This window comes from Reinekea sp. (genome assembly GCF_982785585.1).
In genome coordinates, this window is record NZ_CEYAVF010000002.1 from 140,306 (window position 1) to 164,666 (window position 24,361).

Genomic DNA, 24,361 nt, shown 5'->3' on the forward strand with positions numbered 1-24,361 from the left:
TCAGCCCGGGTTCTGAAAGTGGGCGTAAAGCTTACTGAGAATCGCCTCGGATTGGCTGAGATCGGGTATTTCATCGCCCACTCCCTCAACCACGACAAGGGTTTCAGTACCCTGGGGAATCAACAACAGGAACAACTCGTCCTTCTTGTTGGCGAATATCTTGGCGATGGGACCCTTTTTTTGGTCGCTTGCCGGCATCACGAAACGATATTTAGATCGATCTTTGTCTAGATTGGCAAAACCCAGTTCGCTTAGGGCAGTATCGACCAGTTCCCAGGTGGTACTGGTTTCTCGGTTAAAGCGCAGACTGGAATTGCCCAAGCTGTCGGTCATCTTAGAAACCAACAGACTGCCGGCCAGGGCCGCGGGCTCATTGACTGCCGTCGGCGCGACCAAGCGGGGAATCACCGGGGCTGCCAAAACGGCAAAGTCGGGTGCATCGGCGGGGATTGGATACCAATCGCCAGCGGACTCTGCCGGTGCCTGGTATTGGATTATCTGGGTATTACCGCCGCAACCGACGAGTGACAACCAGACCAAGAGCAAAAGGGTCGATCGGACAAAACACATCAATTAAATAATTCCCGATTCCATCATCGCCTGAGTCACGGCTTCATGATACTGGCCGTCTAATGGCACCAAGGGTAAGCGTATACCGTCTGGGATGAGACCCATAAGATGCAGAGCCCATTTAACAGGCACCGGATTGGCCTCCAAAAACAACTGTTGGTGGAGCGGCTGGAGGGACATATTCAGGCGTTCGGCCAGTTCCCGATCACCGGCCAAGGCCGCAGCGCACATGCTGGCCATGGCCTTGGGGGACACATTCGCGGTGACCGAAATATCACCGTGACCGCCGGCCAGCATCAGCTCTGTTGCCGTGGCATCATCGCCGCTGTATACGGCGAACCCCTCGGGAACATGGGCAATTAGGTATTTGGCGCGATCTATATCACCGGTCGCTTCCTTAATGCCAATGATGTTTGGCACCTCGGCAAGGCGCAGCACGGTTGCGGGCAACATATCACAAGCGGTCCGGCCCGGCACATTATAAAGGATCTGAGGCAGGTCGACCGATTCGGCAATCTTTTTAAAATGCTGATACAGGCCTTCCTGCGACGGCTTATTGTAATAGGGCGTCACGATCAGCGCCGCATCGGCACCGACCCGCTTGGCTGCGGCTGTTAAATGAATAGCTTCTGAGGTCGAATTGCCACCGGTGCCAGCAATAACCGGGACTCGTCCCTGACATTTACCGACGGTATATTTAATTACCTGCTCATGTTCTGCCATATCGAGGGTCGACGACTCTCCGGTAGTGCCCACTATCACAATAGCGGCGGTACCGTTTTCAATATGAAATTCGAGAAGATTGTCGAGACTGTCCCAGTCGATGGAACCGTCTGAAAACATCGGGGTAACTAAAGCAACCAGACTGCCGGTGATCATATGATAATTTCTCTTCAATATGTTAGTTAATGATACTTTTGCGTGTACGTTAGAACAACCGGAAACTGGAAAATATCGGGGCTTGCGCCATACTGATACTAAATCGGCGCAAAGCTGTACTAAATCACTCGCTTACACCCGAAGGATTCTAGATGGAGATTCTACCATGCTAAAAGTAGGGGATTACGTACCAGATTTCACAGTCCCGGCAACCAGCGGTCAAAACGTGCACTTAAAAGCCTTCACTGGCCAGCAAATTGTGATTTATTTCTATCCGAAAAACAATACACCCGCCTGCATTATAGAAAACCAAGATTTTGCCGCCAACTATACCCGCCTGCGTAACCAGAACACCCAGTTATTTGGCGTTAGTCGTGACTCATTGGCCAGTCACGAGCGTTTCAAGGCATCTCAGGCGTTACCGTTTGAGCTTATTTCAGATCCAGATAATCAGCTCTGTACCCTGTTTGGTGTTTTAAAGGCAAAAAAACTGTTCGACAAACCGATCATGGGCTTGGTCCGCAGTACCTTCTTGATCAATCAAAACGGACGCCTGATCCGTGCCTGGCGCGACGTCAACATCAAAACCCACGTGCACGACGTTATCGACTATGTCGAATTTTACCATAGCAAGCTAACCGGTTCGCTCACTACCACGCCAACCACCGCCAATGACTAACGGCATGGCCGATATCAACGCGATGCCGTGCCTTACTCGACCGACTCTCGACTCGAATTGCTGGGCCAGGCATTGATAATGGCCTTGACCAGGGTCGCCAGCGGTATCGCGAAGAACACCCCCCAAAACCCCCAAATGCCGCCAAAAATCAGCACCGACACGATAATGGCAACGGGGTGCAGGTTGACCGCTTCCGAAAACAACAGTGGCACCAGGACATTACCATCGAGTATTTGAATAAGTAGATAGGCCATAAGTACCCAATAGAGCTGAGGACCGAAACCCCATTGAAATAGCCCAATGGCAAATACTGGGATGGTGACGACAGTCGCGCCGATGTAGGGGATTAGCACCGAGAAGCCGATAAGCACCGACAACAAGGCCGCGTAGTCTAGGCCCAGCAACTCGAAGGTGACAAAAGAAGCGCTGCCAACAATCAAAATTTCGATCACCTTGCCCCGAATGTAGTTGGCAATCTGCTGATTCATCTCGAGTGCGATCTGATTCATCAGACGGCGTTGCTCTGGTAAAATCGATTTAAACTTAAGCCAAAGCTGTTCTCGGTCTTTAAGAATAAAGAACACCATTAGTGGTACAACGATCACATAAACCAACACGCCAATGACGCTCGACAGCGTATTGAGTGAAAAAGTCACCACGCTGGGCAACCAGCCTGACAGCTGCTGACCCACTTGGCTCAACTCCAGACTGCCTATCCACTGATCGACCAACTCGCTGGAGAGCAGTTCGGGGTAGCGCAGGGGTAAGGCGGCCAATTGATCCTGAAAGATCCCCATCATGCGCGGAATGTCGCCAACTAGCCTACTCACCTGTTTAACCAAGGCGGGAATCATCACCAGCAGTGAGACGATGGCGACGCCAAAAAACGAGGCAAAGACGCCGATCACCGCTAAGGTGTGAGGAACCCTAAAGGACTGTAACTTGTCGACCAGAGGCGACAACAGATAAGACAGGATAACGGCGGTAAAGAGCGGCGCCAAGGTACTGCCAAAGGTGTAAATTATGACAAAAAACAATATAAACAGGATAAACAGAATCACGGCTTCTTCATCGGAGAAATAGCGATGAAAGAAGTCACTTACGACTCGGTAGATTTTCAAATTCATTCTCCTTTTTCCACGACGAACCAAAACTCGTCAGTGGTCTGGCTTTTTTCAATTAACCGGTGTTGAGTAAGGGCAACAAAGGCCGGTATGTCGCGCCATGCCCCCGCGTCTGTTGCACCGAGTTGGACCTGATCACCCAAGGTCACATTGGCCAGGGCCTGCTTCAGTTTGAGCAGTGGCATGGGGCAACGCAGTGCGCGCGCATCAATCTCAATTCGTGTCATTGTTTTACGTGTCAATTACAAGTTAATGGAAACTAGACCGTTCTAACCCTATATGATGACCACTCATATCCATTTAAGCCAGCAGTGTCTGTTTATGTTAAAGATATTTAGACAATCTATGTTCATCTTATGCCTCACGGCATCGGGCTCGGGCTCCGCCGAACTGGGCGATCGGTCGATAGATTGGACCAACCCTATGAGCCAAGATTTCAGCGACCTGGCCATTCGGAGCCTAAACAAGCAACGGGCACTGACCAACGACTATTGGGCCACCTACTGGCTGAGTCAGAAGATCTTACAACTGAATTTAGTCAATCCCAGGCCCACTAGCCAGATAACGCCGCTCATTATGCGCGCAGACTCGATCAATGCCTTTGCCATCCCGGGCAACATCATTGGTCTAAACCGAGGCCTTTGGCAATTTGCTAGCACCGAAAGTGAGTTTCTGTCGGTCTTGGCGCACGAGATGTCACATATAACGCTAGACCATTTTAGCCGACTGAGCAGTAACCAAAGTCAGCAGGGTTGGGTCATTGCCAGCGGCATTCTACTCACCATCTTACTCGCCCAAGAAAACCCTGAGGCGGCCAATGCCGCACTCTTCAGCACCTTCGCTGTAACCAGTCAGAATCAATTAAATTTCAGCCAGACAATGGAACTGGAGGCCGACCAACTGGCCCAGGGCCTATTGGCTGGAGCCGGTTACGACAGTAATGGCGGGCGGGCGTTTTTTCAAAAACTGGAGCAGACGTCCTTTACCACCGACGCCTACGAGTTCCTGAGCAGCCACCCGCTCGGTTCGACGCGCGCGTCACGCCTCGCCAACCAGACCACGAGCCCCGTTGAGCCCAGCAGCATCAGCGCCTACGATGTCGTTCGATTCAACCTGTTGCAGCGGGCTGACCCGTCCCTCACCAACCCATTGGCAGACTGGACCGAGCTAGCCGACGAAATCACCGACCCCAACCTGATCTTGGCCTGGTACAAAACTCAGCAGCAGCAACGGCCCAATGACCGACGCTACCTGACTGACATCACGCGGCTTACGGCGCAATATAGAGGATTTTTGCCGGCTCATTTTGAACAGCTCAAAGTCATGCGGCGGCTCAAGGACACCGCGCTCTGCAGCACCGTTACCGCGTTCGCAACGGCTATTGAAAACAGCTACGCCACGCTCGATGTATTGGAACTCTTACAGCAGGTATCTACTCAATGCAGCCTAGGCTCGGCCGTGGAGTGGCAGGCGCGTTGGTTATGGCAGTCGGGCCAGGAAACCCAGGCCCTGACCCTCTTAAGCAATCGACTCGCTGGCAATAACGACACCAATCAAATCGCTCGCTTAAAAACCCTCTTAAAAGACTACAGCGAGCGCTATAGGCGCTTCCGTTGATCGGCGAAATCGAGCATCCGCTGCAATGGCAGCACCGCCTTGCTGATAAGATGATCAGGCACTAGAACTTCATTGGCCGGTTGGATCAGTTCTTTTTTAATCCGCTCCAAATCATTCATCGCCATCCAAGGACAATGGGCGCAACTCTTACATTGGGCCCCCTGACCGCCGGTTGGCGCCTCGATAAAGGACTTGGTCGGTGAGCGCTGCTGCATGCGATAAAAAATACCGCGATCGGTAGCCACAATAAACTGTTGGTTTGGCAAGGTCGCAGAGGCTTCTATCAACGCCGTCGTTGAGCCCACGGCATCGGCCAGAGCGATCACTGCCGCGGGCGATTCCGGGTGCACCAACACCGCTGCATCGGGGTACAGGGCTTTCATATCCAATAACCCTTGCGCTCTAAATTCTTCATGAACGATACAGCTGCCGTTCCACAGCAGCATATCGGCTCCCGTTTGCTTTTGGACGTAGGCGCCCAAATGCTGATCGGGTGCCCAAAGGATTTTCTCACCCCGCCGGTCAAGATACTCCACCACCGCCAAGGCAATGCTCGAGGTCACCACCCAATCGGCACGCGCTTTCACCGCGGCAGAGGTATTGGCGTAGACGACCACGGTACGCTCTGGATGCTGATCACAAAAACGCGTGAATTCGTCAGCCGGGCAGCCCAGATCGAGTGAGCAGGTCGCCTCGAGGGTCGGCATAAGGACCCTCTTGTCTGGACTCAAGATCTTTGCCGTTTCACCCATGAACTTCACGCCGGCCACCAAGATTGTACTGGAATTCACATCCCGGCCGTAGCGGGCCATCTCAAGCGAGTCACCGATGTAGCCGCCCGACTTCTCGGCCAGGGCCTGCACCAACGGGTCGCAATAGTAGTGTGCGACCATAGAGGCGTCGTTGTCGTGCAATAGGGCAATGATCTCATCTTGGTGACGCACCACGTCAGCCTGACTCAACGGACTCACGCGCTGCGCGACGGGGAGTTCAAAATCTATTTTCAGGTCTGCTAGGCTGACTTTTCCGGTCATGATGGTTTAACCCGTTGTATTCAGATGAATTGAAGATAGGTAGATTATTGCGCTGAGGGGATGCTATATCAAGTCGGCAAACCCAAATGACATAGAAATAAAAAAAGGAGAGCGTTTGCTCTCCTTTTTTGGAATTGGTGGGTCGTGTGCGACTCGAACGCACGACCAATTGGTTAAAAGCCAACTGCTCTACCAACTGAGCTAACGACCCAAACTTGCTTGGTAACCCTGTTACCCTTACTGCCTTTCTTCCCGTCCCACCTTCGAAAAAATGGTGGGTCGTGTGCGACTCGAACGCACGACCAATTGGTTAAAAGCCAACTGCTCTACCAACTGAGCTAACGACCCTAAGGAGGCGCATATAATATGGATATTTTGTGTTGGCGCAACCCCTAATTCAATAAATATGCCCCAAGTTATTGTTTTTTCTAGGGAAAGCGCCAAAATATTGTGCAATATAGAATTAACAGGCTGCTCTAACCCACATAGCGCGTTGAATCCGCCACGCCGGCTTCGGCAAAACCTTTTATTCGCAATCGACAAGAATCGCATAGCCCACAGGCTTCGCCCAAACTGTTGGCCTGGTAACAGGAAACCGTCGCCGCGTAATCGACCCCAAGGCGCACACCCAGACGAACGGTGTCTGCTTTAGTCAGATCGATCAAGGGGGTCAGAATCCGCACCGGCCGACCCTCGACCCCGCGCTTGGTGGCCAAATTGGCCATTTTCTCGAAGGCCGCTATATATTCCGGTCGGCAATCTGGGTAACCCGAATAGTCGACCGCACTGACACCGATAAAGATCGCGTCTGCATCGATCACCTCGGCCCACCCCAGGGCGATGGACAGAAACACGGTATTTCGCGCGGGTACATAGGTAACGGGAATACCTTCGGACGCCACTTCGGGCACGTCCATCGCCATATCGGTTAGGGCCGAACCACCAATACTGCGCAGACTCATCGGCACCACCTTATGTTCGACTACACCGGCGCGCTGAGCGACGATCCGGGCGGCATCGAGCTCCGAATCGTGACGTTGGCCATAATCGAAGCTTAGGGCGTAGACCTCATAGCCATCTATCTGTGCCTGGGCTAATACCGTCGTTGAATCGAGGCCGCCACTGAGCAATACCACTGCCTTTTGGGCCATTGGGCTTTCCTTTAGGGGCATTGGCCTGACTGGCAGGCAATGCTAAATTAATTACTTTCCAGACGCGCCTTGGCTAACTTGGCACTTTGGGTGTTCGGGAATTCAGTCAACACGCGCTCAAAATAGGTTTGAGCGGCAGCTGGATCTGCGCCCTGCTGAGCAATCACACCCAACTTATAGAGCGAATCCGGCACCTTATCGTGGCCAGTATAGTCGGCGATAATGCGTTTAAAGGCCGATTCGGCTTCGATGGCATTGCGTTGGACCAAATAAATTTCACCAATCCAGTACCACGCGTTCGGCGTCAAGGGATGATCGGGATGTTGCTTGGCAAAGACCGCCAACTGGGCAATGGATTGATCGAACTTGCGCTCTTGCATCAGGGCCGTAGCGGCGTTGTACTCGGCCAGAATGGCCTCATCGGTCAAAGCAGGTGCCTTACTCGCGGGCAGCGCCTTTACCGGGGCTGCAACGACAGTCTTGGCCTGGGTCTGCAGGAGCTGAATGCGCTTATCCAGGTCGATATAACGTTCTTTTTGTTCCTGCTGCATAACCTGAACTTGATAGCTTAACTCTTCGATAATGCCGCGTTGCTCAGACACCAAGGTTTCGATGTTCTGCAGTTGAAACACGAGCGATTCAATCAGAGCCGGGTCCGCTGCCGGCGCACTGGCCTCACGAGAGAGGGGCACGACGTTGGCGGAAGACGCCACATGATCGGCCTGGGAGCGCACTACCGGCACTTCAGCAAACAATTGTGGCGCAGTAAACGCAAAAATGCCGCCCAGGAGGGCAGCACCTATAAAAGACTTCTGAATCATAGAATTAGGTCTTTATGTGGTTATTTAAATTTCACTCGACGATTCTGTGCATAGTCAGATTCTGACTTACCCAGCGCCAACGGCATTTCTTCACCGTAGCTAACAACGTCGATCTGACCGGCAGAGACGCCCTTGACTTGTAAGTAGGTCGCAACTTGCTTAGCACGACGCTCGCCCAAGGCCAGGTTGTACTCGCGGGTACCGCGCTCGTCGGCATGACCTTCAAGAACAACTTCTATGTTCGGATTGGCAACCAAATAGGCTGCACGAGTATTTAACATCTCGCGGAATTCAGCTCGAATGTCGGCCTTGTCGTAGTCGAAAAAGACTAGATCGCCAACCAAATCCATATTCATCTCGTCACTTTCTTCGATCAGAGTATCGGGTTCAACCTGCTCTATCTCTAGATTTAACGCGACATCATCGTCAGTTTCTAAAACCAACGTTTCAACTGTGGTTGTTGATTCCGGCGATGTGGCCGTTGATGTTGCGGAGGTATCATCGCTGACAGTTTTGCCCGCACAAGACGCAAGTACAATTGCAGATGATAATGCAGCAGCTGTGAGCAGTTTGGATCTAGCCATATTCCTATCCCTTCTATAAGGTTAAAAGTTATTTCTCTTACTCTATTCTATGTCCGGCCATGGTGTCTAGCGTGAACTGCATTTATCTTCAGTTCAAGTAGGGCGACCAAGCCGGTTCGAGCACATCGCCAAAATCTGATTTCATTTGGTTGGTGACCTGTCCGTCGAGTGAGACCCAAGCCAATACGCCTTGACCTCCTCTTTGGGTTGCATAAACAAGCATAGTCCCATTCGGCGCAATGGAGGGTGATTCGTCAAGATCTGTTTCCGTTAGGACCCGAATATCCCGACTAGCCATATCCATCGAGGCTATGTGAAAGCGCCCCTCATTAAGGTGCACAAACACCAAATACTTGCCATCGGTACTATAGCGCGCCCGGAAATTCTGGTCGCCCTCGAACGTTAATCGCTCTGATCGTTTCGCCGCAAGATCATAGCGATATATTTGCGGTTTACCACCTTTCTCAGAGGTAAAGACCAAATATTTTGAATCCGGTGAAAAACTGGGCTCGGTGTCTATATAGGTATTCCGCGTCAGGCGCTCGGATTTACCGGTTTGGAAATCATATATATAGATTTCTGGACTGTTCTTATTGCTCGAAACATAGGCCAGATAGCGGCCGTCGGTAGAAAATGCCGGCGAACTGGTATAGCCGCGCGCATCCGATATCGAGTTCACCTTGCCGCTTTTCAGGTCCTGAATAATAATCTTCCAGCGATCACCAATCTTATTCGCGAAGGCGATTTTTTGGCCATCGTGCGACCAGGCCACCGAAATAATCGGTTCTCCGGATTTATATACTGTTCGAGCCCGCTGACCGTCGGCATCGGCGACCTGTAAGCGGAAGTCATAGCGGTCATCGGCCAAGGCCTTGCGGGTAACAAAGGCCACTCGGGTTGAAAAGATCCCACGCACTCCGGTAATGCGCTCATAAAACAAATCAGACAGGGAATGCGCAAACTCACGCAGCTGATACTGACCCACGATCTGGGTCACCTGCACGACACGACGATTCTTAACCACATCATAGAGGGCGACTTTGGCTTCAATCTTATTATCGGCGAAAGGCTTTAAATGGCCGATAACCAGGTATTCCTGACCCAACAACTGCCAATCACGAAAGAACACACCCTCCTCGGTGGACGGTTGGCTTAACATCGACTCGGATGGCAGGACGTCGAACCGACCCGTTCGGACCATATTATTGGTCATGATGGCATCAATCTTCTCGGGCAAAACAGTCGCCTCACCCCAGAAGAAAGGTACGATGGCCATTTTGGTTTTCGAGTCGTAACCCTTAGTCACGACAATATCAAGATCCGCCAGAACCACAGTTGGCAGCAAGAAAAAAGCCACCAAGAAGAGTCGTTGCGTTAGTCTGGCCATATTCATGGTTTCATTAAATCCTCTGGTCTAAAGATGATGTTCAGGCGGCGAAAACCGCCCTTTTCGAATACCTCTGGATCTGCCGGAACCTGAAAGCGGCGCACCTTCTCAATGGCCCGAAGTACCGATTGATCATAGTTGGCGTTGCCGCTTGCTTGCAGGATCGAGGCACTTTGCAGCTCACCAGTCGGCAAGATTTCCACCGCGACCACCGCCTGGATATCGGCTAGGTCCATTAGCCGCAGCTCTGCTGGACGCGACCACTTTTCTTCTATCTGCTGAGTAATGACCAGAACATAGTCGCCCACCTGCGCTTCGATGGCAATTCTTCGGGCTAATTCCTGTTCAAGCTGATCCTTTTGCTGGTTAATTTGCTCTTCTTCGGCCGCCAAGGAAGCCAGCATTTCATCAAACAGATCCTCGGTGGAATCGAGCTTCTCTATTGGTTTCGGGGCAACCGGCACGACCTTTTCTTCAACCGCTGGGGGCTCAGGGGTCGGCGTAATAGGCGCGGCGACAACAGCCGGCTTAGCAATATTTACCGCCTTCTCAACCGGCACCTCCACCTTCGGCTCACTTACCACCGGCGCAGGCTTTGGCGTAACGACTTTCGGCTTAGGTTTGGGTTTAGGTTTGGGTTTGGGTTTAGGCGTGACGACCTTTGGCTTAGGTTTCGGCTTAACCGCGACTTGCGGTTTTACGGTCGGTTTAACCTGCTCAAGCGTGACCACCTTGGCGACGATGTTTCGGGGCATTTCAAATTCGGATGACTTGTGATGAGAAACACTCCACGAACCGATCAGCAGAGCCAGGGCTATGATATGGACCACTATGGCGCCCACCAATGGCAAGCTAAAGTCCTTACCCACTAGGCGATAATTCGCTCTAGAGCTCATCGGGCGCCTCAGTAATTAGACCGACTGAATCCATACCGGCAGCCTGAAGACTGGACATGACCTCCATAATCCGCCCGTAGGGCACTGTTCTGTCGGCACGCAATAAAACTTGCAGGCCAGGATCGGCCGACAAAATACCGCCAACGTAGGTCGCAATACCTTGGTCATCGACCTGAGCCGGCTCTTCGTCGCCGCGCTCAATTAACGCCTGGCCTTCTTTGGTCAGGGCTATGATCAGATGCTGCTTACGTTCGTCCACGGTAATCGGCGCTGAATCCACCTTGGGGATATCGACACTGACGCCCTGCACCAGCATAGGCGCGGTCACCATAAAGATAATCAACAGTACTAGCATGACATCGATATAGGGCACCACATTCATGTCGGCGACCGGCTTGCGTTTGGACCGCAGCTTCATGGCGTTTCCTGTTTACGTTGCTGGTGCGCCAGCATATGGGCTTGACGATGAAGGATAGCCGAAAATTCTTCTGCGAAGGTGTCGAGATTGGTCAACATCTTCTCGGCGCGAGCCGAGTAACGATTATAGGCGATCACCGCCGGTATCGCGGCAAACAGACCCATAGCCGTTGCGATCAGCGCTTCGGCAATGCCGGGTGCCACGGTGGCAAGCGATACCTGGGTGACGGTCGCCAAGCCGAGAAACGAATTCATAATACCCCACACGGTACCGAACAAGCCGATATAAGGACTGGTAGAACCGACGGTCGCTAAGAAGGACAGGTGTGAGTCCAGATGTTCGGCTTCCTTGCTCACAGCAACCCGCATCGAGCGCTGGCACCCAGCCATAATACCGTCTGCATCGGTTACCTGTTGCTGGCGCGAACGGGAGAATTCCTTGAAACCGGCGCGAAATATTGCTTCACCGCCGTTATTGGCTTCCGGATTGGCATTCACCTGGCGATATAGGTGGGCCAAATCAATGCCCGACCAAAACCGCTCTTCGAAGGCGGCAAATTTTTTGAAGGAATCATTGATTACACTGCGGCGCTCAAAGATAAACACCCAGGTCAGAGTCGACAGGCCCAACAAAACGAGCATCACCAGTTTGACAATAATTGATGCATCGACGATCAGTTGCCAGTATGAAAGCTGTTCACCCACAGAATATTCCTTGTTGTTTCATTAGTTTGACAGGCTAAATTAATATTGATCCGACAGGCTAGAGAATAACGCCTTTGAATTCCAGCTACTTAAGCGCCGTGACGGGTATTTTTCAAACATTTTTCGCATTTATCACCCTTCTCCCGGTCAAATTGGCCTAAACCAACATCCAACGAGCTTGGCTAGGTCGATCGGCCTAGCGTCGGTACCGGTAATTCAAAATGCAAATAGGCTAGGTCCGTGACCATCCGTCCCCGCGGGGTCCGAACCAGATACCCCTGCTGAATCAGATACGGCTCTACCACATCTTCCAGCGTATCGCGCTCTTCACTCAAGGCCGCGGCAATATTCTCAATGCCGGCGGGACCGCCGCCAAAGCGCTCGATCAAGATCAGCAGCACTTTGCGGTCGAGCGGATCAAAGCCAGCCTTATCGACATGTAACAGGTTCAGGGCGCCATCGGCAACCTCCAAACTGACCTTGCCATCGTATTTCATCTCGGCAAAGTCGCGCACCCGACGCAGTAAGCGATTGGCTATGCGCGGGGTACCGCGCGATCGACGAGCAATTTCGGTGGCACCGAGATCGTCAACCTCGATACCCAGTTTGGTGGCCGAGCGGGCAACGATGGTGGCCAGTTCGCCGATAGTGTAGAACTCCAAGCGTTCAACTATGCCAAAGCGATCGCGCAAGGGCGAGGTCAGCAAGCCGGCCCGAGTGGTCGCACCGACTAGCGTGAAGGGCGGCAGGTCAAGCTTAATACTGCGCGCCGACGGGCCTTCGCCAATCATGATATCCAACTGGTAGTCTTCCATCGCTGGATAGAGGATCTCTTCGATATTGGCGGCGAGGCGATGTATTTCATCGATAAACAACACATCGCCCTCTTCCAGATTGGTCAGCATGGCGGCCAAGTCACCGGCGCGCTCTAGTACCGGTCCGGAGGTGGTTTTGATATTCACGCCCATCTCGTTAGCGATAATATTCGCGAGGGTGGTCTTGCCCAAACCCGGAGGCCCGAAGATGAGTGTGTGATCGAGGGGTTCATTACGGTTACGCGCAGCACCGATGAAAATCTCCATTTTTTCACGTACCGCAACCTGCCCGACGTAGTCTTTCAGCGTGGCCGGCCGAATGGCACGATCATAATGAACTTCGCGCGTGGACTCCGTCACCGGGCTAACAAACCGATCTGTTTCGATCATAACTACCTCTATAGGGCCTTCAGGGCGGCACGAATAATAGCTTCCGATGTCATGCCGTCGGTGGATACCGTCGTGACGGCCTTAGCTGCCTGGGCGGGCTTATAACCGAGCGCAATAAGGGCGCTTTCAGCATCTTGCTGGGCATTGAGCAGCGCGAAACTGTTGGCGTGGGCCTCCAGCGGCGTGATCAATAGGCTGCCCGCGCTGCCCAAGGCATTTAACTTATCTTTCATTTCAACAATCAGGCGTTCGGCGGTTTTTTTACCAACCCCGGGTATTTTTACCAAGGCACCGGGATCCTGATCGTGGATGAGTTGTACAAAACGCGAGGTTTCCATGCCACTAAGGATGGCCAACGCCAACTTGGGACCAACGCCATTAATCTTTATCAGGGTGCGAAACAGGGTGCGTTCGCCCCGGGTGGCAAAACCGTATAAGAGTTGAGCGTCTTCGCGCACTACCATGTGGGTGTGCAAGGTGACCGAGTCACCCAAGCCCGGCAGCGCGAATGCCGTCGATAAGGGCGCCTGCAGTTCATAACCGACACCCTGAACATCAATCAGCAGATCTGGCGCCTTATTCTCTATCAACAAACCCTGTATTCGGCCAATCATAAGTCACCTTGGTGGTTTTCTTTACGATAAGAAGTGGTATTCATAAATGCCGGCAACGATAGGTGCCAGCGGATCGCTGCGAAGCGTATCACACAGATCAGACCAAAGCCGATTAGGATCGACAGCTCCACATGAAAGTTAAACAGCTGACTGCAATATACCCAAACAGCCCCAACCAAGGCGGCTGTGGCGTAGACATCCCGGCGAAAAATCAAAGGGATTTCGTTGGCTAGGATATCGCGCACTATACCGCCGACGATCCCGGAGGCCATGCCCATCATAACAGCGATAAGGCCGGGCATGGCCAACTCAATAGCCGCTTGGGTGCCACTGACGGTAAAGGCAGCCAGGCCGATCGCGTCGGCGTAGAGCAGGGCTCGAAAGGGTACCCGGACAAATTTGATTAGCACAAAGGTTGCCACACCTGCCACCAGGGCAACATAGGCCAGAGTTAAATCACCGATCCAGGCGAGCGGTGAAACATCCAGCAACAGGTCGCGCAGGGTGCCGCCGCCCAGCGCGGAGACAAAGGCGAGAACCAGCACCCCAAACAGATCAAAGCGACAGCGAGAGGCCTCGATTGCCCCGGCCATGGCAAACACCACGATGCCAAAGAGTTCAATCCCATAGAGCAGTTCCATTAGACAATCCGTCCTCGCCGAGTGCGCGTAGCGCCGGCTATGTTAATCAATCCGGTATGGACATAGTTGTGGCACAAGGCCACCGCCAGCGCATCCGCCGCGTCCTCCTGAGGCAAGCCGGGCAACTTCAAGATCGATTGCACCATGTAGGCCACCTGATCCTTGTCGGCATTGCCATTACCAACCACGGCTTGCTTTACCTTGCGAGCGGCATATTCAAATATTTCCAGCTTGGACTGGGTGCCCGCCACCATGGCAACGCCTCGCGCCTGACCCAACTTTAACGCTGAATCCGGCCCTCGACCCATAAAGATTTCCTCAATCGCCATACAGTGCGGGCCATATTCGGTGATAATCCCCACCAAACTGGAAAAAATAAGATCCAAGCGTGCCGGCATATTAGGTTCTTTATGGACTCGAATCACGCCACTGGTGACATATTCGGTTTTGCCACCGACCTGATTAATAATGCCAAAGCCGGTCTTGCGGGAGCCCGGATCTATTCCCAATATAAGCGTCAAGGATCTATCCTGTTGGTAAGGGGTCTATTGCCATTGCGCCGCTGGAGGTCAGCGGTCGGTTATGTTGCCTGAAATACTAAGCAAAAAGGAGCGCTAAGGCTCCTTTTATCATCTATTTCAGCAGCCCTTCGGCTCCACCTAGGTGTCCGAAGCGGCTTTACGAACGCGTATATGCAATTCCTTGAGCTGCTCCGGCTCGACCTGACTCGGCGCACGAGTCATAACACAGGCCGCAGTTTGGGTTTTCGGGAAGGCAATAACCTCTCGAATAGAGTCCGATCCAGTCATCAACATGACCAGGCGGTCCAAACCGAACGCCAAACCGCCATGCGGTGGCGCACCGAAGCGCAAAGCTGCCAGAAGAAATCCGAACTTGTCTTCTTGCTCTTCCTTGTCCATTTTCAAAACATCAAAAACAGCATTCTGCATTTCTTCATTGTGGATACGAATAGATCCACCGCCGAGCTCCATGCCATTAAGGACCATGTCGTAAGCGCGCGACAACGCGGCCTCCGGATTGGCCTTGAGTTCCTCAATGGTACAGGACGGCATGGTAAAGGGATGGTGCAAGGCATTCAGGCGCACGTCGCCATTTAGCTCAAACATTGGGAAGTCGACCACCCAAAGCGGTGCCCAAGCCTTGGTGTAGAGATCCAGATCGGCGCCGATCTTGCAGCGCAAAGCACCCAAGGCATCGTTGACGATCTTGGCTTTATCGGCACCAAAAAAGATCAGATCACCGTTCTGGGCGTCGAGCCGTTCTAATAAGGCTTTGCGCACTTCTATTGGTAAGAATTTCACAATCGGTGATTGCAGGCCCTCTTCCAGATCCGTGAGATCATTAACCTTGATATAGGCCAAGCCCTTGGCACCATAGATACCGACAAACTTGGTGTAATCATCGATTTGTTTGCGCGTCAGGCTATTACCACCGGGAACTTTCAAGGCGGCAACACGGCCTTGGGGGTCGATCGCCGGGCCGGAAAATACCTTAAACTCAACACCTGCCATCAGATCACTGACCGTAACCAGCTCCAGGGGGATACGCAGATCGGGCTTATCACTGCCGTAACGCTCCATGGCTTCGGCGAAAGCCATTCTCGGAAAGTCGTCAAATTCAACATCGAGAACTTTCTTAAACAGTTCGCGGATCATGGTTTCGGTAATGCCCATGATGCCTTCTTCGTCCATAAAGGACGTTTCAAGATCTATCTGGGTAAATTCCGGTTGTCGATCGGCGCGCAAATCTTCATCGCGAAAACATTTCGCAATTTGATAATAACGGTCAAAACCGGCTACCATCAACAACTGCTTAAAGAGTTGCGGCGATTGCGGTAAGGAGAAAAACGAGCCGGCATGGGTCCGCGAGGGCACCAAATAATCGCGCGCGCCTTCGGGCGTTGCTCGGTTCAGGATGGGGGTCTCGATGTCAATAAAGCCCTGATCTTCCAAGGACCGACGAATGGCCGAGGTGATGCGCGCGCGCAGTATCAGCTTTTGCTGCATTTCCGGACGGCGTAAGTCCATATACCGGAACTTGAGGCGGACGTCTTCGCCCACATCCGAATAACCATCGAGCGGAAACGGCGGCGTCTGGGCCTTGTTTAATACGCTAATGCTACGGCCAAGCATTTCAATTTCGCCGGTACCCATGTTTTTATTGCTGGTACCCTCTGGCCGGGCGCGCACCAGGCCAGTTATTTCAACCACATATTCGCTGCGCACTTTATCGGCGGTGGCAAAACTGGCCTCAGCATCCGGGTCAAAAACCACCTGTAATATGCCCTCACGATCGCGCATATCAAGGAAAATTACGCCGCCATGATCACGACGACGATGAACCCAACCAGAAACGGTCACGGTTTGATCAATATGAGAGCTATTCAGCTCTCCACAATACAGGCTTCGCATGGTTTTTCCCGATCCAAGTAGTCAATTCGCAAAAAGGGGAGCAGTGTACAAGTAAACGTCGCAAGAAATAACCTGTCCGTGCCCAAACCCTCACATCTGTTACTATATAATTGATTGATTTGATTAAAAATGCGTCTAATGGCTATATTTTCTAAATTTATCGCACTGCTAGGCAGCCTTGCGCTCGCCTTAACCGCAAACCTCGCCCGGGCGGATGCCGTCGACAACGAGTTGGCTGCCGCCCTGCGCAGCGCACTGAACCAGCCAAACTCATTTGCAGACCCCTATATTGGCCAAGTCTGGCTCGCCAGCATGTCCGAGCCGCTGAGCAGGTGGCTGCCGGATGCCCAACAACGGTTAATTTTATTGACTCAAATTCACCAGGAAGCGGTGCGGGTGGGACTCGAGCCCGGTCTGGTTTTGGCGCTGATTCAGGTTGAGAGCGCCTTTGATCCCTATGCTATTTCCTACGCGGGTGCACGCGGGATGATGCAAATCATGCCGTTCTGGAAACAAGAAATTGGCCGCGAAAATGACAATCTAATGGATACCGCCACCAACCTGCGCTACGGCACGACTATCTTGGCGCATTACTTGCGCATCGAAGACGGCAGTCTAGTTCGCGCCCTGGCACGCTATAACGGCAGTCGCGGGCAAACCTGGTATCCGAAACGGGTACTCACCTATTGGCGTAACTATTGGCGTTTGAGTGACTAGATCGGCGACCCAATCAGCCACCGGTCATAAAGCCGGTCAAGCGTTGCGGCTCAGACGATTCGACGTCCACACCCAAGACCTGGGCAAAGGTCGGCCCAATATACAGGGCGGCAATCATCTCCTGCAATTGCACCTCCTCGCCACAAATCAATACCTCGACGCGGCCATCGGGTAGGTTCAGGGCATAGCCTTGCAAACCCAACTCCTTCGCCTTGCGTTTGCAAAAAAGCCGATAACCAACACCCTGGACCTTGCCAAACACCCAGGCTTTCAGACACTGTTGCATAGTTACCCTTGTTTGCATCTCATTTCGTGTCGATAAGCATACCAAAATTCGCTGCAATTTCTATGCTTTGCCCGGTCCAGCGTCTGGAGTCGACCTGGTAAGGCTTTGCACCAGCGCCGGATCGTCAGTTAAGACGTAAAAAAGAACCGTCCAAATACCTTACCAGGCCTAAGATCAAGGGGTACAGCGTTCGAACTGTGACTCAGTTTGCATCTAATACTTTAACTCCAGCAGCATTTTAAAAAAACGCTAAAGTATTAGCCAGCAAGTCGACTCTGGAGGAGTGACCCATGAGTATCGCCGCATTGCACCTTACCCTACCCAAGCAGAACCTCTACATTAATAAGGATGCGATTGCCCTATGCCGCGATGTATTGGTCAATCAGATACTCAACCCGACTGACTTTGCCGATCAATTCGATAAAATCCTAGCAACGCTACACAAGCTAAACCGCGCAGCTCTCAATGGTGATGTCCGCCTAAGCCTTACCGAAGGCTTAATTAACCACTTTTTAGTGTTTATCCGCCAGGTGCGATGCACCGAAGTCGCCTTGGATCTCAGGCAGCGGCGCGACTTGCCCGATCTCAATCGCGAGTTTGCCTTTGCGGCAAAACTGCTGTTGCGTGACGCGGCGCCCCATTCAAAAGAGGAGCTGGCCAATATTGTCTATTGGACCGTCTCGTCATTGGCGGAGCAGCTGCAAGACTTTAGTGCTCAATATCGCAGCCATCCGGGTTGTTTATGGGCTGAGTTAAACCGTCTCTACCAATTTGCTGAGTCCCATCTATTAACCGATTTTCAAAGCAACAAACCCGATCACCGCGATATTGCGAGTCGCTACAAGCAGGCCTTACTATTTCAAGCGGCCCAGCCGGAGCATCTAAACGATGAAGAACAACGCTTACTGGAGGGTTATTTGCGCAAGTGGTCATACCGCGGCCAGCTCGATCGACAGGAAAACCGAGCCTTTTACAGTCATAATTTTTACATCGATTTGGCGTCGCCGCTCGGAGCTCAATCGTCGAAAGAGATTCAGGCCCTGGCCAATAGCCGGAGTGTTCGAGTATTGGACCCCTCAGGACTGATGGACCAAGCTCGACAGAATATGACGCAGCTGCGCACTGGGTCTAGCGCCCAGCAGATCGGATTTCCGCTGCAGTGCGATAACATCGATGCCTTTATGGCGTTAAAAAAGGCGCTTATTGCCTGGCAGCAGGCCTCTAGTCGACGCTACGATCGCGCGCCCTGTTTGATGGCAGCGCGCACGGCCCTGGGCCTGAACACTATCTACCGCTATCTTCGATCGCCTCAAGCATCGCCCTCTAGGCTAATCAACAGCCATACCATTAACAGAAGTAAAATCGGCGCGTGCGTTAAGATTACGGCTTTGCAGGACGAGATGGGGTTGGTGTCGGTCGGTGATGTGGTTATGCATTACCCAGAATTTGACGCCAGCGGAGCGTTGGGCCTGGTGCGCTGGTTAAAACGGACCGAGGTGTCGATCATTTTCGGCTTCGAATTCATTCTCGGCAATCTGCAACCGGTCACAGTTAGGGCACGGGACGGCATTACCCAAGCTCTGCTTATTTCGACTGCAGATAACGATTCGTTGATCACCTATAAGGGCTATTGTGCCAACAATATGGCCGTACACCTATATTATAAGCGCGACGGCATTTCGCTCGATGCACGCGCACAGTCCTTAATCCAGCGAGGTCAACACGTCGATCAAATTCGTCTGCAAAGAACCCGCCCGTGATGAAAAAATCCAGCTTATACTCCGTAATCATCCTACTTTTTGATGAGGACAATAGTGCCAAAATTCTAGTTTCGCAGCGGCCCTGAGCAGATCTATCTAAAACCCCTTCTCGTATCAAATGCACTTAGGTAAATATTGATTCAGGTCAATTGCATTAGGCAGATGCTGGCATCATACTTGCGCGCAAACCGCCTACCCCCTACCAATAACGATTGGAACCGCATAGATGAGTAATGCACTTCAAACCTCGCAATCTGCCGAAACTTACAATTACAAGGTCGTTAAACAATTCTCCATTATGACTATTGTCTGGGGCGTGGTTGGCATGCTGCTGGGTGTCATTATTGCGGCTCAAATGGCCTTTCCTGAACTGAACTTTGGGCCCTACTTCCATTTTGGTCGTTTACGCCCATTGCACACCAATGCGGTCATATTTGCCTTTGGTGGCTGCGCCCTGTTCGCAACTTCCTATTATGTAGTGCAACGAACCACCCAGGCACGTTTGGCCTTTGGTCAATTGGCGAGCTTTACCTTCTGGGGTTGGCAGGCGGTGATAGTTGCCGCAGTAATTACCTTACCTTTGGGCCTCACCGCCGGTAAGGAGTATGCCGAATTAATTTGGCCCATCGACATTCTGATCACCGTGGTTTGGTTGTCCTATTTGGCCGTTTTCGTCGGCACCATTATGAATCGTAAGATGCCGCATATTTATGTTGCCAACTGGTTCTTTCTTGCTTTTATTATTACCGTGGCGGTGCTCCATATCGTCAACAGTGCGGCCATGCCCACCAGTATGACCCATGCCTATTCGGCCTATGCCGGGACGACCGACGCCATGGTGCAGTGGTGGTATGGCCATAACGCCGTCGGGTTTTTCTTGACCGCCGGCTTCTTGGGCATGATGTACTACTATGTCCCGAAGCAGGCCGAGCGCCCGGTCTATTCCTATCGCTTGTCGATCGTGCACTTTTGGGCCCTGATTTCGGTCTATATGTGGGCCGGCGGCCACCACCTGCATTATTCAGCTTTACCGGATTGGGCTCAAAATTTGGGCATGGCGATGTCCTTGATTCTGTTGGCCCCGAGTTGGGGCGGCATGATCAATGGCATGATGACGCTCTCTGGTGCTTGGTATAAGTTACGCACCGATCCAATTCTGCGCTTTTTGGTGGTCTCCCTATCCTTCTATGGTATGTCGACCTTTGAAGGTCCGATGATGGCGATCAAAACCGTCAACGCCCTGTCTCACTATACCGACTGGACCATTGGCCATGTTCATTCCGGCGCCCTCGGCTGGGTTGCCATGATCACCATCGGCGCGATGTACCACACCATTCCCAAGTTGTGGAACAAAGAGCAGATGTACAGCGTGAATTGGATAAACGTTCACTTTTGGCTCGCCACGGTAGGCACCGTCCTCTACATCGCCTCGATGTGGGTAAATGGCATTATGCAAGGCCTAATGTGGCGCGCCATTAATGCCGATGGCACGCTGGCCTATAGCTTCGTGCAGGGTGTTGAACAAAGCTGGATGGGCTATGTGGTGCGACTCATTGGGGGTCTGATCTTCCTATCAGGCATGATCTTAATGGCTGTCAACGTATGGAAGACCATTCGTAGCGCTGATGCGTCACAAACCGCCGCATAAGGGAGAGATACCGATCATGAAACATGAAAAAGTAGAAAAAAATGTTGGTCTTATGGCTGTTTTCATCGCTATCGCGATCAGCTTCGGTGGCTTGGTTGAAATCGTGCCACTATTTTTTCTCAAGGACACAACCGAACCCGTTGCGGGTCTAGTACCCTTGACGCCGGTGCAGCTGGAAGGGCGTGATATTTATATCCGCGAGGGCTGTCATAACTGCCACTCGCAGATGATTCGACCCTTACGTGCCGAGGTTGAACGCTATGGCGAGTTCACTCAAGCCGGCGAGCTGATCTATAACCATACTTTCCAGTGGGGTTCCAAACGCACCGGACCCGATCTGGCTCGGGTTGGCGGACGCTATAGCGATGAGTGGCACAAGGCGCATCTGTTCGACCCGCGCTCGGTAGTGCCAGAGTCGAATATGCCGCGCTTCAACTGGTTATTTGAAGATCGTGTCAAGAGCGCCAAAACACCCAACAAGCTGCGCGCACTGCAACGTCTTGGCGTGCCCTATAGTACTGAAGACATCGCCACCGCCGCACAGCAGACCGAGGGAGTTAAGGAAATCGACGCCTTGGTTGCCTACCTGCAGCAGCTTGGCACCGTCATTACCGGACGATAACTATGGATATTAACGACTTACGTGCGCTTGCTACGGTGTTCACCACGGTGGCCTTCGGCGCAGTGTGTTTTTGGGCTTACAGCGGTAAAAACAAGCAGCGCTTCGATGAGGCGGCAAACTTGCCCTTTGCCGATGAACTGGATGCAGAGCAAGAGCGTATCAAGGGAGAACAGGAATGAGTACTTTTTGGAATGCCTACATCTTCGGTCTGACCGGCATTATGATTCTGGGCTTGATGGCATTGCTTTTCTTTACTCGCAGAATGCCCGGCGGTACCGATCCTGAAGAGACCACCGGCCACAGCTTTGATGGCATTGAAGAACTCAATAACCCAATGCCCAAGTGGTGGCTCAATTTGTTTTGGCTCACCATCGTATTTGGCCTCGGCTATATGGTGCTGTATCCAATCGGCAATTGGAACGGCTTGCTCAATTGGACCTCGGCCGGCCAACTCGAGGCAGAGACGAGCCAACACGATACCAAGTATGGCGAGTTTTTTGCGCGCTATGCGAGTGTGCCCGTTGAGGAGTTGCAGGCTAATGATCAGGCCCTGCGCATGGGTCAGCAACTCTTTATGATTAACTGCGCCATTTGCCATGGCCAAAACGCCCAAGGCTACTATGGTTTCCCGAACTTGGCCGACGCTGACTGGCTCTACGGCGGCAGCGGCGACAATATTGAAACAACGCTGATCCAGGGTCGACGCGGTCAAATGCCCGCCTGGAAAGATACCCTAGGTACCACGGGAATTGCGGCGGTTACCGAATACGTGTTAGAACTATCTGGCAATGAGCACAACGACGCGCAAGCGGCGCAAGGCCAGGTTATTTTTGCGCAGATGTGCAGTGCTTGCCACGGTCAGGAAGGGACCGGCTCGACGCTGATCGGAGCGCCTAACCTGACCGACAATATTTGGCTCTACGATCTACCTGATCAGGATCTGCGACGCGATGTCGTGACCACCCTGACCAACGGTCGAGCCGGTAACATGCCAGCCTGGATAGATATATTGGGTGAGCAAAAGGTCCACTTATTAGCGGGTTATGTTTACAGCCTGAGTAATTAAAGTGTATGGGAGGCCTGGCCTCCCTTCTCGTTGTCCACAAGCGCCTTTAGACTGGCGCTTGTGTATGATTTTCGCGGTCCAGTGGTCTCTTCATGTCTGAACACAAAACGTCTCAAGAACCATCCGAAATCATCATGACCGACCTATATCAATCCGCGGCCAAGATTTACATCAGGCGCATCCGGGGTTATTTTCGCAATCTAAGATTCTTTGGCGGCATGTTTTTATTTGCCGCCTACTTTGGCACCCTCTGGTTGAGCTGGGGAGATCGTCAGGCGGTGCTATTTGACTTACCGCAACGTCAATTCCATATTTTCGGCGTCACCTTCTGGCCACAAGACTTTATCCTTTTGTCTTGGGCGCTCATCATCTCCGCTTTCGCGCTATTTTTTATTACCGTTTTTGCCGGTCGCGTATTCTGCGGCTACACCTGCCCGCAGAGCGTTTTTACCTGGGTATTTTTGTTTATCGAGGAGAAAACCGAAGGTAAGCGTAACGCGCGCATCAAGTTAGACCGACAGGGTCTGAGCGGTCTCAAAATTCTACGTAAGGCCGCCAAACACCTACTCTGGGTCCTGGTAGCGCTGGCGACGGCGATCACCTTCGTGGGCTATTTTGTCCCGATCAAAGAACTCTTGGCGGATCTGGCTCAGCTGTCTGCCGGTGGCTGGGTCATATTTTGGATCGCCTTTTTCACGCTGGCTACCTATGGCAATGCCGGTTGGTTGCGCGAACAGGTGTGCATCTATATGTGCCCTTATGCCCGGTTTCAATCGGTGATGTTCGACCGCGACACTTTGATTGTCAGCTATGACGCGGCGCGCGGCGAGTCACGCGGCGCACGGCGGCGTAATGACGACCCGGCCAAACTGGGCTTGGGCGATTGCATCGACTGCGACTTATGCGTCCAGGTATGTCCGACTGGGATCGATATACGGGATGGGCTGCAGTACGAGTGCATTGGCTGTGCCGCCTGTGTGGACGCGTGCGACAGTGTGATGGAGAAAATGGGCTACGACACTGGCCTGGTGCGCTATACCACGGAAAACAAACTCGAGGGCATTCAGTCGAGCCTCATGCGGCCCCGCCTACTGGCCTATGCTGCGGCCCTGGTGTTGATGACCATTGCTTTTGCCTTGGTCCTAATCGCCCGGGTGCCGATTGAGCTGGATATCATCCGAGATCGTGGGGCGCTGCACAAGATGACCTCGAACGGTCTGATTCAAAACAGTTATTTGTTGAAGATCGCCAATATGACGGAACAGCCCCAAACCTTTTTGATCAGTGTTGACGGCTTACCGGGTTTAGCTTTTCGTTCATCGCAGCGGGTCCAAGTGCCCGGCGGGGATGCCGTGACGGTGCCCACCCTACTGGTGTTGCCAGCAGACCTAAATAGGCTGCCTACCAGCAAGATATACTTCTCCATCACCGGTGAAGAAGATCCCAAACTGGCAACGACCGAAGAAAGTCGATTCTTTGGCCCTGCCAATTTCTAACTCGGAGTAA

Annotated in this window: 27 protein-coding genes and 2 tRNA genes; 9 read left to right on the forward strand and 20 right to left on the reverse strand. The window is 52.4% G+C overall.

Going from position 1 to position 24,361, the window contains the following annotated elements; translation table 11 throughout:
• Nucleotides 1-573: a hypothetical protein gene (locus tag AC4FIC_RS01740; protein ID WP_145980237.1), complete on the reverse strand. Its 573-nt coding sequence runs from the start codon at nt 571-573 to the stop codon at nt 1-3.
• Nucleotides 574-1,449 (reverse strand): 4-hydroxy-tetrahydrodipicolinate synthase, encoded by an 876-nt coding sequence (gene dapA / locus AC4FIC_RS01745; RefSeq protein WP_100256551.1) that lies wholly within the window; start codon nt 1,447-1,449, stop codon nt 574-576. It abuts the gene before it with no gap.
• Nucleotides 1,450-1,615: 166 nt separating this feature from the next.
• On the opposite strand from dapA, the gene AC4FIC_RS01750 reads away from it, so the two are divergent.
• The gene (locus AC4FIC_RS01750) at nt 1,616-2,128 is read left to right on the forward strand and encodes a peroxiredoxin (protein ID WP_100256550.1); all 513 of its coding nucleotides are present in this window, start codon (nt 1,616-1,618) and stop codon (nt 2,126-2,128) included.
• 32 nt (nt 2,129-2,160) lie between these two features.
• Here the strand turns inward: AC4FIC_RS01750 and AC4FIC_RS01755 are convergent, their stop codons facing one another.
• Complete coding sequence (locus AC4FIC_RS01755; RefSeq protein WP_227003766.1) at nt 2,161-3,255, reverse strand: AI-2E family transporter; 1,095 nt, start codon at nt 3,253-3,255, stop codon at nt 2,161-2,163.
• The gene (locus AC4FIC_RS01760) at nt 3,252-3,479 is read right to left on the reverse strand and encodes a sulfurtransferase TusA family protein (protein ID WP_100256549.1); all 228 of its coding nucleotides are present in this window, start codon (nt 3,477-3,479) and stop codon (nt 3,252-3,254) included. The genes AC4FIC_RS01755 and AC4FIC_RS01760 overlap by 4 nt, the downstream gene beginning before the upstream one ends.
• A gap of 118 nt (nt 3,480-3,597) precedes the next feature.
• Between AC4FIC_RS01760 and AC4FIC_RS01765 the strand changes: the two genes are divergently transcribed.
• Nucleotides 3,598-4,869, forward strand: a complete 1,272-nt coding sequence (locus tag AC4FIC_RS01765; protein WP_287439603.1) for a M48 family metallopeptidase — start codon at nt 3,598-3,600, stop codon at nt 4,867-4,869.
• Here AC4FIC_RS01765 and nadA read toward each other — a convergent pair.
• The 15 genes from nadA to aspS all read right to left on the reverse strand — a co-directional run bounded on the left by nadA (nt 4,851) and on the right by aspS (nt 16,756).
• The gene (gene nadA / locus AC4FIC_RS01770) at nt 4,851-5,903 is read right to left on the reverse strand and encodes a quinolinate synthase NadA (RefSeq protein WP_100256547.1); all 1,053 of its coding nucleotides are present in this window, start codon (nt 5,901-5,903) and stop codon (nt 4,851-4,853) included. The genes AC4FIC_RS01765 and nadA overlap by 19 nt on opposite strands.
• Before the next feature lie 135 nt (nt 5,904-6,038).
• Nucleotides 6,039-6,114 (reverse strand) — tRNA-Lys (locus AC4FIC_RS01775).
• Nucleotides 6,115-6,175: 61 nt separating this feature from the next.
• Nucleotides 6,176-6,251, reverse strand: a tRNA-Lys gene (locus tag AC4FIC_RS01780).
• Between the two features lie 128 nt (nt 6,252-6,379).
• The gene (queC, locus tag AC4FIC_RS01785; protein WP_287439052.1) at nt 6,380-7,054 is read right to left on the reverse strand and encodes a 7-cyano-7-deazaguanine synthase QueC; all 675 of its coding nucleotides are present in this window, start codon (nt 7,052-7,054) and stop codon (nt 6,380-6,382) included.
• A gap of 47 nt (nt 7,055-7,101) precedes the next feature.
• Complete coding sequence (gene ybgF, locus AC4FIC_RS01790; protein ID WP_100256545.1) at nt 7,102-7,875, reverse strand: tol-pal system protein YbgF; 774 nt, start codon at nt 7,873-7,875, stop codon at nt 7,102-7,104.
• Between the two features lie 20 nt (nt 7,876-7,895).
• Nucleotides 7,896-8,459 (reverse strand): peptidoglycan-associated lipoprotein Pal, encoded by a 564-nt coding sequence (gene pal, locus AC4FIC_RS01795; RefSeq protein ID WP_100256544.1) that lies wholly within the window; start codon nt 8,457-8,459, stop codon nt 7,896-7,898.
• Between the two features lie 88 nt (nt 8,460-8,547).
• Nucleotides 8,548-9,846: a Tol-Pal system beta propeller repeat protein TolB gene (tolB, locus tag AC4FIC_RS01800; protein WP_475844722.1), complete on the reverse strand. Its 1,299-nt coding sequence runs from the start codon at nt 9,844-9,846 to the stop codon at nt 8,548-8,550.
• A 2-nt stretch (nt 9,847-9,848) separates the two neighbouring features.
• A complete protein-coding gene (locus AC4FIC_RS01805; RefSeq protein WP_100256542.1) occupies nt 9,849-10,742 on the reverse strand; it encodes a TonB family protein in 894 nt (297 codons plus the stop codon).
• Nucleotides 10,732-11,160 (reverse strand): protein TolR, encoded by a 429-nt coding sequence (gene tolR, locus AC4FIC_RS01810; RefSeq protein WP_100256541.1) that lies wholly within the window; start codon nt 11,158-11,160, stop codon nt 10,732-10,734. Before tolR ends, AC4FIC_RS01805 begins: the two co-directional genes overlap by 11 nt.
• On the reverse strand, nt 11,157-11,864 hold the full coding sequence (gene tolQ, locus AC4FIC_RS01815; protein WP_100256540.1) for a protein TolQ: 708 nt from the start codon (nt 11,862-11,864) through the stop codon (nt 11,157-11,159). The genes tolR and tolQ overlap by 4 nt, the downstream gene beginning before the upstream one ends.
• A 182-nt stretch (nt 11,865-12,046) precedes the next feature.
• Nucleotides 12,047-13,069, reverse strand: a complete 1,023-nt coding sequence (gene ruvB, locus AC4FIC_RS01820) for a Holliday junction branch migration DNA helicase RuvB (RefSeq protein WP_100256539.1) — start codon at nt 13,067-13,069, stop codon at nt 12,047-12,049.
• Between the two features lie 8 nt (nt 13,070-13,077).
• Nucleotides 13,078-13,683, reverse strand: coding sequence for a Holliday junction branch migration protein RuvA (gene ruvA, locus AC4FIC_RS01825; protein WP_100256538.1), 606 nt, complete (start codon nt 13,681-13,683; stop codon nt 13,078-13,080).
• A complete protein-coding gene (locus AC4FIC_RS01830) occupies nt 13,680-14,324 on the reverse strand; it encodes a trimeric intracellular cation channel family protein (protein ID WP_100256537.1) in 645 nt (214 codons plus the stop codon). Before AC4FIC_RS01830 ends, ruvA begins: the two co-directional genes overlap by 4 nt.
• The gene (gene ruvC, locus AC4FIC_RS01835; RefSeq protein ID WP_100256536.1) at nt 14,324-14,845 is read right to left on the reverse strand and encodes a crossover junction endodeoxyribonuclease RuvC; all 522 of its coding nucleotides are present in this window, start codon (nt 14,843-14,845) and stop codon (nt 14,324-14,326) included. The genes AC4FIC_RS01830 and ruvC overlap by 1 nt, the downstream gene beginning before the upstream one ends.
• A gap of 138 nt (nt 14,846-14,983) precedes the next feature.
• On the reverse strand, nt 14,984-16,756 hold the full coding sequence (gene aspS, locus AC4FIC_RS01840; protein WP_100256535.1) for an aspartate--tRNA ligase: 1,773 nt from the start codon (nt 16,754-16,756) through the stop codon (nt 14,984-14,986).
• Between the two features lie 138 nt (nt 16,757-16,894).
• On the opposite strand from aspS, the gene AC4FIC_RS01845 reads away from it, so the two are divergent.
• Nucleotides 16,895-17,473, forward strand: coding sequence for a lytic transglycosylase domain-containing protein (locus AC4FIC_RS01845; RefSeq protein ID WP_100258702.1), 579 nt, complete (start codon nt 16,895-16,897; stop codon nt 17,471-17,473).
• A 13-nt stretch (nt 17,474-17,486) separates the two neighbouring features.
• Here AC4FIC_RS01845 and AC4FIC_RS01850 read toward each other — a convergent pair whose 3' ends face one another.
• A complete protein-coding gene (locus tag AC4FIC_RS01850) occupies nt 17,487-17,759 on the reverse strand; it encodes an acylphosphatase (RefSeq protein WP_100256534.1) in 273 nt (90 codons plus the stop codon).
• Nucleotides 17,760-18,049: 290 nt separating this feature from the next.
• Here AC4FIC_RS01850 and AC4FIC_RS01855 point away from each other — a divergent pair, with 290 nt between their 5' ends.
• The 6 genes from AC4FIC_RS01855 (at nt 18,050) to ccoG (ending at nt 24,351) form a co-directional block, all read left to right on the forward strand.
• Nucleotides 18,050-19,519 carry a cyclic-di-GMP receptor FimW-related protein gene (locus AC4FIC_RS01855; protein ID WP_100256533.1) on the forward strand — a complete coding sequence of 490 codons (1,470 nt, stop codon included), beginning with the start codon at nt 18,050-18,052 and terminating at the stop codon, nt 19,517-19,519.
• A gap of 226 nt (nt 19,520-19,745) precedes the next feature.
• Nucleotides 19,746-21,167: a cytochrome-c oxidase, cbb3-type subunit I gene (ccoN, locus tag AC4FIC_RS01860; RefSeq protein WP_100256532.1), complete on the forward strand. Its 1,422-nt coding sequence runs from the start codon at nt 19,746-19,748 to the stop codon at nt 21,165-21,167.
• Between the two features lie 16 nt (nt 21,168-21,183).
• Nucleotides 21,184-21,789, forward strand: a complete 606-nt coding sequence (ccoO, locus tag AC4FIC_RS01865; protein WP_100256531.1) for a cytochrome-c oxidase, cbb3-type subunit II — start codon at nt 21,184-21,186, stop codon at nt 21,787-21,789.
• Between the two features lie 2 nt (nt 21,790-21,791).
• Nucleotides 21,792-21,968 (forward strand): cbb3-type cytochrome oxidase subunit 3, encoded by a 177-nt coding sequence (locus tag AC4FIC_RS01870; RefSeq protein WP_100256530.1) that lies wholly within the window; start codon nt 21,792-21,794, stop codon nt 21,966-21,968.
• Nucleotides 21,965-22,855 carry a cytochrome-c oxidase, cbb3-type subunit III gene (gene ccoP / locus AC4FIC_RS01875; protein ID WP_273286148.1) on the forward strand — a complete coding sequence of 297 codons (891 nt, stop codon included), beginning with the start codon at nt 21,965-21,967 and terminating at the stop codon, nt 22,853-22,855. Before AC4FIC_RS01870 ends, ccoP begins: the two co-directional genes overlap by 4 nt.
• Before the next feature lie 92 nt (nt 22,856-22,947).
• Nucleotides 22,948-24,351 (forward strand): cytochrome c oxidase accessory protein CcoG, encoded by a 1,404-nt coding sequence (gene ccoG, locus AC4FIC_RS01880; RefSeq protein WP_476194235.1) that lies wholly within the window; start codon nt 22,948-22,950, stop codon nt 24,349-24,351.
• Nucleotides 24,352-24,361: the final 10 nt, after the last annotated feature.